The organism is Oculatella sp. LEGE 06141, from assembly GCF_015207605.1.
In the GTDB taxonomy this organism is placed as follows: Bacteria; Cyanobacteriota; Cyanobacteriia; order Elainellales; family Elainellaceae; genus Oculatella.
The window spans coordinates 1-12,296 of sequence record NZ_JADEWO010000026.1 but is presented as its reverse complement, the minus strand read 5'-3'; the positions used below and the strand labels follow the sequence as shown (position 1 = coordinate 12,296).

The 12,296-nt window shown below is 52.4% G+C and carries 6 protein-coding genes; 4 read left to right on the top strand and 2 right to left on the bottom strand.

Annotated elements, in window-relative coordinates; genetic code table 11:
• Positions 1 to 16: 16 nt before the first annotated feature.
• Positions 17 to 2,488, bottom strand: coding sequence for a BRCT domain-containing protein (locus tag IQ268_RS17480; protein WP_193881718.1), 2,472 nt, complete (start codon positions 2,486 to 2,488; stop codon positions 17 to 19).
• 302 nt (positions 2,489 to 2,790) lie between these two features.
• Here IQ268_RS17480 and IQ268_RS17475 point away from each other — a divergent pair, with 302 nt between their 5' ends.
• From IQ268_RS17475 to IQ268_RS17460, 4 genes are all read left to right on the top strand, one after another.
• The gene (locus tag IQ268_RS17475; protein WP_193881716.1) at positions 2,791 to 3,870 is read left to right on the top strand and encodes a glycosyl transferase; all 1,080 of its coding nucleotides are present in this window, start codon (positions 2,791 to 2,793) and stop codon (positions 3,868 to 3,870) included.
• Between the two features lie 202 nt (positions 3,871 to 4,072).
• Positions 4,073 to 4,915, top strand: a complete 843-nt coding sequence (locus IQ268_RS17470) for a FecR domain-containing protein (RefSeq protein ID WP_228035471.1) — start codon at positions 4,073 to 4,075, stop codon at positions 4,913 to 4,915.
• On the top strand, positions 4,899 to 6,608 hold the full coding sequence (locus IQ268_RS17465) for a CHASE2 domain-containing protein (protein ID WP_193881713.1): 1,710 nt from the start codon (positions 4,899 to 4,901) through the stop codon (positions 6,606 to 6,608). Before IQ268_RS17470 ends, IQ268_RS17465 begins: the two co-directional genes overlap by 17 nt.
• A gap of 166 nt (positions 6,609 to 6,774) precedes the next feature.
• A complete protein-coding gene (locus IQ268_RS17460) occupies positions 6,775 to 9,261 on the top strand; it encodes a PAS domain-containing protein (RefSeq protein ID WP_193881709.1) in 2,487 nt (828 codons plus the stop codon).
• Here IQ268_RS17460 and IQ268_RS17455 read toward each other — a convergent pair.
• Positions 9,247 to 11,388 carry a caspase family protein gene (locus IQ268_RS17455; protein ID WP_193881706.1) on the bottom strand — a complete coding sequence of 714 codons (2,142 nt, stop codon included), beginning with the start codon at positions 11,386 to 11,388 and terminating at the stop codon, positions 9,247 to 9,249. The two genes, IQ268_RS17460 and IQ268_RS17455, sit on opposite strands and share 15 nt — an antisense overlap.
• Positions 11,389 to 12,296: the final 908 nt, after the last annotated feature.

Genomic DNA, 12,296 nt, shown 5'->3' with positions numbered 1-12,296 from the left:
CAACAACCCATCTCACCTACGCTTCAGCCGGAGCTAGCATCTTTAGCAGTTGGGCTTCCGATAGTTGAGACACTCCCAGCTCCTTTGCCTGTTTAAGCTTTGACCCAGGCGATCGCCCCACCAACAGGTAATCAATTTCGGCACTCAATGAACTGCTGACCCGTCCCCCCGCGTCTACAATCAGCGCCAGCGCTTCATCCTGATTCATGGTTGCCAGACTGCCAGCAATCACAAAGGTTTTGCCAGTTAACGGCTTGGCCTTCACCCGCTGTAATTCGTGCGCCACCTGTTCTTTTTCACTGTTCAGCTCATCAATGCGCTGTTGTAAGGATGCAATACTTTCCCGCTCCTGCGATAGCTCTAGCTGCAAGCGCTCCAGTCGGCGTTCGTGCGCCAGATCGCTCACCTGCTGTTCTAAATGAATCACGCCTGTATGGTCTTGCTGTAAGTGGTGTTCGATCGCCTCTTTGTGTTGCATTAATTGACCAACATCCCTGTGGCAAGTAGCGATCGCCTGCTTTTCATGATAAATCGCTTGCTCAACCTGATGAATGTGGTCGGTCAGCGCATTAATTCGCTGTTCCAGCAAGGTCAGTTTTTCTCGCTCCTGCTTCAAGGCAGTGTCTAACTGTTCCTTTTGCCATGCCAGCTCATCCACCTGCTGATGTAAACGAGAGGTTTCGATCTTTTCTTGCTGTAGATCCCATTCCAACTGCTCTTTTTGCTGCACCAGATCGCCAAAGTGCTGTTGAAATACCAGCCAATTCTCTTTCTGCTGTTGAATTTCATGCCGAAGGTGCGATCGCTGTTGCACAAACTCATTGAACTGTTGCTGCACCACAGAGATACCGCCCTTTTCTTGCCGAATCAACTCTTCCACCCACTCTTTTTGGGCAATTAAGTCGGCAATTTGCTGTTGAAATGATAAAGCGTGCGATCGCTCTTGTTCCAGCTCATGGCTCATTTGCTGGCGCAGGTGCGCCAGTTCGTTGACTTGCGATTCTAAGCCAACGATGTGTTCACGCTCTTGCTCTAGCTCAGCCTCAACCTGCTGCTTTTCTTGCAGCACATGGTCAAACCGCTGGCGCACAATGAAATGATGCTCTTGCTCCTGTTGTAAGCGTTCCTGCAATTGCTCTTTTTGTTGCACGATGCCATTGAGTCGATGGTGCAGAGCCGAAACCTGCTGCTTCTGTTGCTGTAGCTCCTGCTCAATTTGTTCCTTTTGCCAGCTCAAATCATTGATATGCTGCACCAGTTTGGCGCTGTGGTCACGCTCTTGCTGCACATCGCGATCGGCTTCTTCCTTCCGCCGCGTCAGTGTGTCAAGCTGCTGCCGCAGTTGGTTTACCTTTTCCTTTTCAGCCTGAAGCGTCGCTGAAACCTGTGCATTTTGCATTTCCAGCGTCTCAACCTGAGCCTGTAGCGCCACAATGGTCTGGGTTTGCTGTGCGTGTTCTGCTTCCAACGCTTCTTTCTGCTGCAACAGACAGTCGGCTTCTTGATGCAGCAGCGACAGGTTGTGGATTTCTCGTTGAAGATCGGATTGCGTCTGTTCGTGGCGATCGTTCAGGGCATGAAGCTGCTGCTGAAGGGATACAACGGTTTCACGTTCGGTTTGTAGAGTCGTCTCTACCTGTTGCGCATGCTGGGTCAGCGTTTCAACTTGCTGGTGCAGCGTCGTTAAATGATGCTGTTGAGTCTGCGTCTCATCCTGAAGCTGCCCATTGCGATGCGTTAGATGATGATTGGCCTCCTGTAACGCGGTTTGGATGGTTTCCTTTTCGTGGGCGATCGCCTGCAACTGCTCCTGTAGAGAAGCGGTGCTGCCCCGTTCATGGTTGAGATCTGTTTCAATTTGTTCTTTTTGCTGAGCGAGCGTTTCTACCTGCTGCTGTAGCGCTGCAACGTGGCTGGTTTGCCGCTGTAATTCGGCTTCCAATTGCGCCTGGTTTTGCCCAAAGCGATCAATTTCTTGCTCCAGTAAAACCACACTGGCTTGCTCGTGGTGCAGGGCTTCCTCCAACTGATGGTTCTGCTGAGCGACCTTGTCGAGCTGTTGCTGTAGCACCAGGACATGAGCCTTGCCTTGCCCCAGTTCCGCTTCAACTCGCTCGCGCTCTTGCCCCAACTGCTGGATGTGGGCTTCCAGGGCGGCAATGGTGTGTGTCGCTTTCTGTAACTTGGTTTCGAGCTTGCCTTTGGTTTGCTCTAGCTCAGCCGCTGTAAATTTAACGTGTTCAAAGTGGGTTTCAAGCTCTGCTTTACTCTCTTGAAGCTGCTGCTTTTCGCCGTCCAGCGATCGCTTTTCGGCTTCTGTTTGGTCTAGTTTTTCAATCAGGCTCTCTTTTTCGCCTTCTAACTGCTGCTGTTTTTCGAGTTGAGCCGCTAACTGCTGCCGAGAATAGGTACGTAGCCGAACATATGCAATTAACCCAACGGATACCGCAATCGAACCTGCAAGCCCACCAACGAGTTCGTAAGTCATTCCAACTCTCCCTTGAGAGTGCGGCGTTTCGAGTGCTTGAACTATACCACTATTGACTTTTTTAGATTGCTGTTTTTAATAACAGAACGCTGTTTTTCACAATCTTTTGCCAAATAGCATGAGGGACTGCGATCGCCCAAACCACACACCTCATGTCAGCCTTAAACCAATGCACTCCAAACGATGAATAAGGGTTGGTTCACCTTTCAATATTGACTAAAAATCTTGACGATCGTACCCCTGCCCCGCATTCTGGTTACAGAGCTACATCTTACAGAGCTACATCGCGCTGAACAGCCTCCATGCCCCAACCTATTCTCTACGTTGCCATTACCAATCATGGCTTTGGTCATGTGACCCGAACAGCATCCGTGGTGGCTCGCATTCAACAGCGTTGTCCAGAGATGGTCATCATTCTGGCAACAACGGCTCCTCGCTGGTTGCTGGAGTTATACATTGAGGGCGATTTTATTTTGCGTCCACGGGGATTGGATGTGGGAGTGGTGCAAAGCGACAGTATGACGATCGACCAGCCTGAAACCCTCAACCAGTTGCGGCAAATTCAGCAGCAGGCGCGATCGATTGTGGCGGGTGAGGTCACCTTTTTGCGACAAAATCGAGTGGGTTTAGTGCTGGCAGATATTCCGCCATTAGCAGCAACAATAGCCCACGCGGCTAACGTACCCTGCTGGATGGCGAGCAACTTTGGCTGGGATCTGGTGTATCGGGCGTGGGGCGGAGACTTTGTCGAAATTGCCGACTGGATTGGCGAACACTATCAACAGTGCGATCGCCTGTTGCGGCTGCCGTTTCACGAACCCATGAGCAACTTCTCGACGATCGAAGACATTGGCCTGACCGGGGGAGAACCGCGTTACTCTATCGAAGAGATGCGCGATCGGCTCCAGCTTAAATCGCTGACGGAACGAACAGTATTACTAACCTTTGGTGGCTTAGGGTTGAGCCAAACTCCATATCACAATATTGAGCGCTTCCCCGATTGGCAGTTCATCACCTTCGATCACCAGGCACCCGATCTACCCAATCTGCTCAAGATCACCGATCGCACCTACCGCCCTGTAGACCTGATGCCGCTGTGCAATCGCATCGTGTCGAAACCGGGCTATAGCACCTTTGCCGAAGCCTGTCGGCTAGGCATCCCAATTGTGTCCCTGACTCGTGATGACTTTGCTGAAGCTGCCTTCTTGATCGAGGGAATTCAAAACTACGCCGAACATCAGATTGTGCCTCCCGCCGAGTTCTTTGAGGGAGACTGGCAGTTTCTGAAGAAATCGCCCCAGCCTCCCAAGCAAACCCAGTTGCTGTCTGTCGATGGTAATGAGGCGATCGCTCAGGCGGTCATTGATTACCTGGCATCCTGATCGGCCAACGCACATGCAGAGGTTCTGGTTCAGCCGTTCGGGACGGTGTTATGCAAGGTGTGGGTATTCTAAATCTGGAGGATACCGGGCATCAGAACTCGCCATTAGGCCAGGGTAACCCACTTGAATGCAGTGGTCTTCGTTCCTAAGCACCCATCCGTCTGCGATGTTGAGTTAATAGCGGTTAAATAAGGTTGTATTTATGTACCGTAGGCTGATCTGGCTGATTGTTGCGGCGTTAACCGCAACCTTTATACTGGCAAGCCCACACGTGACCGCACAACAGGTTGTGCCTGTACGCATTCAAACATGGCTAGAGGTGCGGCAGTTGGTTGGCAACGTCACAATTGAACGCAGTAATCGCTCGCAACCAGCGCGAGTAGGCGATCGCCTGTCAACCGTCGGAGATGCGATCGCCACGGGTGCCAATTCATCAGCCGTCCTGATCGTAGACACAGGGATTGGAAACGTGAACGTGGCTGAGAACACACTGATGCGAATCCGATCGCTGAGTGTTGCTCCTGACCAGGGGCGCATTACCCGACTAGAGGTACCAAGAGGGCGCATTCGCCTGCAGCTACGCCGATTTACCAGCCCCAACTCTGAGCTAGAAATTGAAACCCCGGCTGGCATCAGCGGCGTACGCGGCACTGATTTTGGGGTGGCGGTGCAGCCCGACGGCAAAACTGGGGTGGCAACACTCAACGGGGCGGTGGTTACTGCCGCACAGGGGCAAGAGGTCGATGTTGCAGGTGGGTTCCAAAACTTCACCATTCCTGCCGAACCCCCTGCACCCGCAACACCCTTGCGAAACGATACCCAGCTTCAGTATCAATTCGTTCGGCTAATCGAAGGAGGCGTGCGGCGGATTCGTCTTTTGGGGCGGGTCGATCCGGTGAATCTGGTGGAAGTGAACAGAGTGGCGCAAACAACCGATCGCGACGGTCGCTTTAGCGTGCTTTATCCCGCTCTGTCGTCATTACGGGTTGAAGTCAGAGTGTCTACACCATTAGGGACAGAGCAAGTGCATGTGCTGGAGTTTTAGACCTAAAAAGCAAGAACTGTTTCATCGCCTATTGCATCACTATCACTGGTACCTACTGCCAGGGTTACTTTCCGCTGGAGCGATCGCGCTACTCTCTGGGTTGGGAGCCTTTCAACCGTTAGACCACATGGCTTACCGCCAATTGTTTCGGCTGCGGGGGAACCTGGCAATAGACGATCGCATCGTGGTTGTTGCCATTGATGAAGCCAGCTTAGTGCGCTTTGGTCGGTTTCCGTGGCCGCGCCATCACTATGTCACCTTACTCGATCGCCTGACCCAGGCCAGGGCAGGTGTTGTGGCGTTTGACCTGATCTGGTCAGAACCCAGTGCCGATGATGCTGAACTGGCAGCAGCAATGACCCGCCAGGGGCGAGTGGTGCTTGCGGTCGCCCAGGCCGCTAACGGCACTCCATTACAACCGGTACCGATGCTGCAAACGAGTGCGATCGCCACCGGGCATATTTTGGCACGCCAGGATGCAGATGGTTTGACGCGTCAGGTTGCCTTGCACCCATCGGGGCTGCCCTTCAGCTATGCTGCCGTACAGACCTACAGCCTGGTTCATCCATCGATTCAGATGCCGTCCTCGCAGCAACCGTTGTGGCTCAACTGGTTAAGCCAAACCCAGCACATCCCCCATTATTCCTTTGCGGATGTCGTTGCTGGAACGGTTCCCGACGCTGTCTTTCAAGACAAAATTGTGCTGGTGGGTGTAACTGCAATCGGGTTTGATCCGCTGATTACGCCATTTGACTACAACCCGCCCACCAGCGGTATCTACCTTCACGCCACGGCTATCAGCAATCTGCTACAACGCAATGCTTTACAAGTAAAATACAACCAGTGGATATGGCTCATGCTGCTGCTGGGCGGCCCTGGCTTTAGTCTCTGTCTGGGGCAGTGGCGATCGAGTGTGCAGGTCTTTTGCTGGTTAAAATTGTCGCTACTGTGGCTCAGCCTCAGTTGGGTTGGTCTGAAGTTTGGCCTCTTGCTACCGATTGGGCTACCGATTCTGTTGCTGACGTTAACCACCAGTTTGGTTGCTTTGCGTGAACGGCTGGGGTTGAATCGGCTGTTGCAACAACAAATTCAGCAGATTTGGACAATACATCAGCAATATTTAGAATTTCATGCCTGCCACTCAAGCCAGTTGGTTCAGTGGCAGACCCTGCCCGCGTCCATGTACCGGGTAGCGCAACTCACGGTTTTAACCGAGCAGTTTGGTCGGTTGCAGTCGGCGCAACTGGCGATCGCCCACAGCCTTTCAGTTGGCATTTTGGCGAGCGATCTGGATGGACGGGTATGGTTTTGCAATCCCGCTGCAACCCGGTGGCTGGGTGTGCGAATTCATGAGTATCTTCAGCTCTACCTCATTCCTGATTGGTATCAGGTAGAGCAATGGCAAGCGGATATTACTCAACTTCAGCAACAGCAGGTCGTCATGCGAGAGGTTCACTGTGGCGATCGCTGGTACGCTCTGAGGATAGAGCCACTGTTTTATCAAAACCGTGATGCCACACCGCCATTGAATCCGCCGCAACCCGCCGATGGGCTGCTGCTGCTGCTAGAAGAGATTACTGAACAAAAACAAGCGATCGCCGAACTCGCCAGTCTTCAACAACAGTTGAAGAGCCAGCGTATGCAGTTGGACGAGATCAGCCAATATCTGGCAGCCGTTCAAAAATCTCAGTGAGCATCACCTGTTAACCGTATTAATCGTAAAGATATTACGAAGAAGACCCGCTCAAGGTTAGTCAACTCGCCTCAAATTGTGCAGTCTGGATATAGCGGAAACCCAATCTCCAGGGAATATTGATAGTAGTTAGTTTTGAAGCCGACACAATTTGTAGCGCCTCGTTATGAACCATCAAAGCGGTGAGTCGAGTGAAACGGCAATCGATTACCTTCAGCTTTTTCTGGCGCACTCAACAGATGCATGGGCAGAGTACGATATCACAGGTCAGTATCTTGCTATCAACCAGGCAGGAGCGGCAATGTTGAACCTCTCCCCATCTGAAATTGTGGGTAAAACCAACGCCAGACTGGCAGACACAGGTGCCGCCACATTAGGACTCGATCTTGCAATTCAGCAAGTGCTGACCACAGCCAAATCGCTTACGGTAATTCATCATTTCTCGGTAGAAGGCGAGTGTAAGTTCTATGAAGTAAACTACACACCCGTTCTGGTTCAGGGGCAAGTTACGCGCGTTTTTAGCATGGGTCGAGAAATCACCCAGTATCAGCGGTTAGTGAAACTGGCACAGACACAGACAGCGCCTGATGAACAGCATCCGCCAACTAATGGTAGTCCATTCGATGCCGCTACGCTGTGGAATCAGCCCATCGTGGGGGCTGAAATGCCAGATTCGGACTCGGCAAGCATCCCTGCGGCGATCGACCCTTCCGACCGCACTTATCGCCCGCTGACACACCCTCTAACCCGTCAGCGAACGGGCTATGGGTTAGAACGGGCTGACCAGATGCGTCGGAACGCTGAACTGCTCCAGGTCGTGCTGGATAATATTCCCCAATACATCTTCTGGAAAGATCGCAATTCCGTCTATTTAGGCTGTAATCGCCGTTGGGCGGAAATGGCAGGCATTGGCGCACCCGAAAATGTAGTGGGTATGACCGAGTATGACCTGCCCTGGACGGATGAGCAAAAAGTTTGGTATCTGAAGTGCGATCGCCGCGTCATGGATACCAATACACCCATGCTGCGAATCAAAGAGTCTCAGCTTCAGGCGGATGGGCAAACCACCTGGCGCGAAACGAGTAAGCTACCGATTCACGATGCGGAGGGCAATGTCATCGGCCTTCTTGGAACGATTGAAGATGTGACCGATCGCAAGCGGGCGGAAGATTTGCTCAGACAGTCGGAGGCCAAATTCAGGCAACTGGCACAGCGCGAAGAGTTGCTCAACCGTCTTTCGAATCAAATCCGCGATTCCCTCAATTTAGACACAACCCTGCAAACGGTTGTGCGAGAGGTGCGGCAATTGTTGGATACCGATCGCGTCATCGTCTACCGATTTGGCCAAAACTGGCAGGGAAGCGTCATCGTTGAAGATGTCATTTCACCGTGGGATTCGGTACTGGGTGATATTGGTGCAGATGACTGCTTTGCGGCTCAATACGCCGAACGCTATTTGCAAGGTCGAGTCCGAGCCATTGACGATATCCACACAGCCGGATTGGACGAATGCCACGTTCAGTTTCTGGCGCAGATGCAGGTCAAAGCTAACCTGATCGTGCCCATTGTGATTCGCAACGAGCTATGGGGCTTGCTAATTGCCCACGAGTGTCGCGGTGTGCGAATCTGGCTGGAAACCGACATGGATTTGCTAGAACACCTGGCCGGACAGGCGGCGATCGCCATTCAGCAAGCCGAACTGTATGCCCAGGCTCAAGCGGCTGCCGAGCAGGCGCGATCGCAGACTCAACAGTTGCAAACCACACTCTATGAGCTTCAGCGGACGCAAACCCAACTGATTCAAACCGAAAAGATGTCCAGTTTGGGGCAGCTCATCGCCGGGATTGCACATGAAATCAACAATCCGGTCAACTTCATCCACGGCAACCTCACCTACATCACCAACTACGTGCATGATCTGGTGCAGTTAGTGCGGCTGTATCAGCGCTGTTATCCCCAGCCAATTGCCGAGATTGAAACCAAAGTCGAGATGATTGAACTCGAATTTCTGATTGATGACCTCTCCAAAATTTTGTCGTCGGTTCGCATGGGATCAGAACGTATCCGTCAAATTGTGCTATCCCTACGCAACTTTTCGCGCCTGGATGAAGCCGAAATGAAGCCCGTCGATATTCACGAAGGCATTGATAGCACCCTGCTGATTTTGCAGCATCGCCTCAAAAACCGTTCGAACGGAACGGAGATCCAGGTGGTTCGTCACTATGGCAAACTACCGCCCATCGAATGCTACGCGGTGCAGCTCAATCAGGTGTTGATGAACATCATCAGCAACGCGATCGATGCCCTGGATAGCACCAATCTGCCCACCACCCGAGGGAACGCTTCAGGCTCAGTCCAGCCCAAAACGATTACCATCTACACGGATGTCTTACCGGGCGATCGCCATGCTGTGATTCGCATTTGCGATAACGGTGCAGGCATTCCCGCAGAGATTCAAACTCGCCTGTTCGATCCTTTCTTTACGACCAAGCCCGTCGGCAAAGGAACCGGACTGGGGCTATCCATTTCTTATCAAATTGTGGTGGAAAAACACGGCGGCAATTTGAAGTGTAGTTCTGTACCGGGACAGGGCACCGAATTTTGGATTGAAATCCCGATTTCCCAGGGTGATAATCCATTACATTCGTTTTAACAGCCAGGTTCGGACGGTTTCCAGGTGGTCATTTACACAGGCGGTTGGGTTTAGCGATCGCACCTGACAATTATCCCAAACCTGATTAGCCAGCAAAACACTCAGCGTTAGCAGCAGCAAGGCCGCTCCGGTAAACAGCCATTTCATCGGCGCGGCAACCGACGGCACCTGCCAAACACGAATCGCGCGATCGCGGCTTCCGCTCGCCAGCAGTTTGCCATTAGAGCTAAAGGCGATCGCACTGACAGAATCGGCATGTCCTGCAAAGGTGCGTAAGAGTTTACCCCGCTGCAACTGCCAGAGCTTGATGGTGTTGTCGTGGCTACCGCTGGCTAATAGCTTACCGTTGGGGCTGAGGGCGATCGCGCTCACCAAATCAGCGTGCCCCGCAAAGGTGCGTAAAAGTTTGCCCCGCTGCAACTGCCAGAGCTTGATGGTGTTGTCGTGGCTACCGCTGATTAACGTCTCAGCATCGGCACTGATGGCGACAAAGCAGACCCGCTCGGTGTGCCCAACCAGCGTATTGAGCAACCGTCCAGTCTCCAGATCCCAGAGCTTCACCGTTTTGTCGTGGCTACCGCTGGCTAACAGCGCTCCGTCGGGGCTAACGGCAACGGTGCCCACCCAGCCCAAATGTCCCTGCAAAATCCGCTGTTCCTGGTGGGTATCGAGATGCCATAGTTTGATGCTGCCGTCTGCACTGCCGCTGGCCAGGGTTTTACCGTCCGGAGAGAGAGCGATCGCCAGCACCCAACCCGAATGTCCAGTCAGGGTGCCCACTAGCGCACCCGTTACACAGTCCCAGAGCTTAATCGTGTTGTCTCCACTGCCCGTTACCAGGGTTTTGCCATCCGGGCTGATTGCCACCGCCGTCACCACGTTGGCATGACCATAGAAGCGATGCAGGGGTTCTCCGGTTTCCAGATTCCACAGCCGCGCGGTTTGGTCGTCGCTGCCGCTGGCCAGCAGTTTGCCATCGGCGCTAATGGCGATCGCCTGCACCGAGGCCGTGTGACCTGCCAGCAATCGCACGCATCCTGGCACAGGCTGTATTACTGGACGAGAAGGATATACCGCTGTTTGAGACGACACCAGAGACATCGGCAGGTCGTTGCTGCTGGTTGCCTCGTCTGAAGCATCAAACAACGGTAGCGGAGCGGGCTGCGTTAAGACGGCGAGCGGGGTTGCCGCCGCCGATTCGACCAGCATTCCGTTGTCCATCCGCCATTGGGCAATTCGTTGTAACGCCTTTACAGCGTCCATATCCTGCCCGGATGCTGCCGCCAGAACTCGAATCCACAACTGCTCAGAAAGTTCTAAATTGCCTTCAATCTGAGCAGCACGATAGGCATCATTTTTGAGAGCAACAATATCAGACGGGGTGGCATAACGTGGCACTAAAATCAAATGCTGTTTAGTAATCGGTTCAGCAATGATGTAGGGCGTTTGACGCGCAGTGCCGTGCCGTTGCGCCAATTCTGGAATGCGGCTGGTGAGATACTGATTCAAACCCTCTACGGTGGCGCATTGTCCTGGTAGCCCCAGTCCTTCTAGCAAGGCATAGGTAAAGATACCTTGCTCAAGTGCCTCAATTTCGTAGGAGAATTCGTTGGGGCTGCATGAAAAGATGCTGATCACACCAGATTGACGTGCGATCGCTGCGGTCTGGTTGCCAATTCCCGGCCCCGTCCGCGCGTTTTGGTTGCGGCAAGCATCCAGAATTAACACCACATTATCGGCTCCACAGCGGCGCAACCGTTCCGTGATGTAGTGAATGGCAATAGCGGTGTTTTCAATGTCTTCCGGGTCACCATCGGCAGGCATTAAATAATCGCGATCGTCATGCCGAATCCCATGACCGCTAAAAAAGAACCAGAAGTTGTCTCCTGCTTCCATAAAGGGTTCTGCAAAAATTTGCCGCAGCATTCGCAGCAAATTTGCCCTGGAGGGCTGGGTTGATTTGCCATTAATAGGCAGTGAATGATCCGCAAAGAAAAAAATTCGCTCGAATCCGGCTTCATCCATCAAAAATGTCTGCATTGCCTGCGCGTCCTGGGTGGCATAGCGCAGCGGTGGTAAGAAGCTGTAATCGTTAACTCCAATGGCGATCGCCCAATTTTTCACCATGTTCCCTGATGATGTGAGTCTAAACGGCGGCGTGTTGTGAGCAGATGAGGTTCATCGTCTCTATCGTTCGTTTTATCGGCCAGGTGGATTAGCTAAGATGCGTGCCCAAATGTTTAAGATGCAATTGACGGATAAAATTCCACACCAGCCGATATCCAAATGCAAACGAAACAACCGCTTGTGATGTTGCTGATGCAACGGTGGATGAAATTGGCCTCCTTGTTGAATCGATAGGGTTGAATCGATCGCAAACCCTGGTTTTGTTGGCTGACTATGCTGCAAATAAAGCGGTGCTGTGCGGTATGACTTGCCTCACTCCTACGGATAGGAGCGTCCGAACCTGCAACATTCCGTTCGGTTAGACGGCCTTCGAACTTCGGCATGAACCTGAACGCTTGAGCGCTCAGGTCGAAGCCAGAATTGGGGGCTATAGGGGCTATAGGGGGCTATCAAAGACAGGACTCATGGATTCGTACATCCATTCAGTACCGCCGTGATGCAAGTAAAGGGGAACAGAAACGCTTGGCAGCATATCCTGATACGCTCTCTATCGGCTGATTGACTGCAATGGGGTGACTCCATTGTGAAGACGGACTGGTGTAAGAGACGTAAATATCCGGAGTCGAGGCTTGAAGCTTCAATAAAGAACCATATAGTTTTCGTAAACGTCGGTTGATAGCGGTACTGCATTGCAGTATGCATTCACCCCAAGCCTGCGGTGACATAGGGGGAGTGAGAGAGGTGCTAAATTGCGTCTTTACGGTAATTGGTGCAGCGAGCGTTACGTGATAAAGCGTAAAGCCCCCGTGTTTTGAACCGGGGGATATAAGCGAACTGCCAAATTTATTTGGCAGTCAAAGATCGAATCAACTCTCGAATCACGTCATTCTGACTGCGTTCTTTTTTCT

Coding starts and splice junctions, on each gene's coding strand:
- IQ268_RS17480 (WP_193881718.1), bottom strand. CDS start 2,488: ATGACTTACGAACTCGTTGGTGGGCTTGCAGGTTCGATTGCGGTATCC.
- IQ268_RS17470 (WP_228035471.1), top strand. CDS start 4,073: ATGTACCGTAGGCTGATCTGGCTGATTGTTGCGGCGTTAACCGCAACC.
- IQ268_RS17465 (WP_193881713.1), top strand. CDS start 4,899: ATGTGCTGGAGTTTTAGACCTAAAAAGCAAGAACTGTTTCATCGCCTA.
- IQ268_RS17455 (WP_193881706.1), bottom strand. CDS start 11,388: ATGGTGAAAAATTGGGCGATCGCCATTGGAGTTAACGATTACAGCTTC.
- IQ268_RS17475 (WP_193881716.1), top strand. CDS start 2,791: ATGCCCCAACCTATTCTCTACGTTGCCATTACCAATCATGGCTTTGGT.
- IQ268_RS17460 (WP_193881709.1), top strand. CDS start 6,775: ATGAACCATCAAAGCGGTGAGTCGAGTGAAACGGCAATCGATTACCTT.